This window comes from Zhongshania aquatica (assembly GCF_027257955.1).
Taxonomy (GTDB): domain Bacteria; phylum Pseudomonadota; class Gammaproteobacteria; order Pseudomonadales; family Spongiibacteraceae; genus Spongiibacter; species Spongiibacter aquatica.
In genome coordinates, this window is sequence record NZ_JANZNQ010000081.1 from 1 (window position 1) to 1,443 (window position 1,443).

Sequence of the window (1,443 nt, forward strand, 5' to 3'; positions counted from 1 at the left end):
GAAATTCATCCTGTACTGCACGTTATCCTTGCCGCTTTTGCGCCGGGATGACGATGCCAAACACGAGATTAGCAATGCGACATATCAAAGAAATTCTCCGCCTTAAACTTGAGGCAAAGCTAAGTCACAGACAGATAGCGCGCAGCCTGGGCATTGGCGTGGGCACCGTATCAACCTACGGCAAACGCGCCTCTGCGCTGGGCCTTTGCTGGCCCTTGCCCGCCGAGCTGTCAGATAACGATCTTGAGCAACTGTTGTTTCCTTCACCCCAGCTGAGTGCGCGACATGGCCGCGTTATGCCTGATTGCGCCGCCATACATCTGGAGTTAAAGCGCAAAGGCGTCACCAAACAGCTGCTGTGGGAGGAGTACAAACAGGCCTATGGTGACGCGGGTTATCAGTACTCGCAGTATTGCGGGTATTACCGCGAATGGCGCGCCCAACAAAAACGCTCTATGCGGCAGATACACCTCGCCGGTGAAAAGCTGTTTGTGGATTACAGCGGCGCAACGGTCGCTATTGTTAACCCCGATACGGGAGAGATCCGCAACGCTGAGATCTTTGTGGCAACACTCGGCGCCAGCAATTACACCTTTGCCACCGCCAGCTGGACGCAACGCAAAGCGGATTGGATCGATGCCCACGTTAAGGCCTTCGAGTTCTTTGGCGGTGTGCCGGAGATCATTGTGCCTGATCAGCTTCGCAGCGCAGTGAGCAAACCTTGCCGTTACGAACCAACCATCAATGCCAGTTATCAACACATGGCCTCACACTATCGAACCGCGATCATTCCTGCGCGGCCGCTCAAACCAAAAGACAAGGCGAAGGCCGAGAACACGGTGCTGATTGTGCAGCGGTGGATCTTGGCCAAGCTACGTCATCACACCTTTTTTACGCTGGCAGAGCTGAACCTTACGATTAAAAGTTTACTGGAAGATCTCAACCAACGGCCCTTCAAAAAGCTTCCAGGTTGCCGCTTAAGCCAGTTTGAGATGCTGGACAAACCGGCGCTTAAACCGCTGCCAGCGACGCGCTATGAATACCTTGAGTTCAAGCTGGCGCGGGTCAATATTGATTACCACGTCGAGTTCGACAAGCACTATTACTCCGTTCCTCATCACTTGGTGAAAACACAAGTTGAGATCCAGGCCAGCCGCGACGGTGTTGCTATCTTCTTTAAGGATCAGCAGGTAGCACGTCATGCACGTAGCCAGCGTCAAGGTGGATTTACTACCAGCACACATCACATGCCTGAAGCACACCAGCGGCATCAGCAGTGGACGCCGAAGCGACTGCTGTCGTGGGCGGGAACAATAGGCCCCGCAACACACGCGATGGTTGAGCTGTTCTTACAACGAAAGCAGGTGCCAGAGCAGGCGTATCGCGCCTGCTTGGGGTTACTGAATCTCGCCAAACAATACACACCGGCACGCCTAGAGGCGG

At 54.3% G+C, this 1,443-nt stretch carries 1 protein-coding gene; it reads left to right on the forward strand.

Annotated features, from left to right (window positions below; all coding sequences use genetic code 11):
• Positions 1-74 precede the first annotated feature (74 nt).
• Positions 75-1,443 (forward strand): IS21 family transposase (istA, locus tag O9X78_RS20690; RefSeq protein ID WP_269621583.1); only part of this gene is annotated, 1,369 nt, incomplete at its 3' end.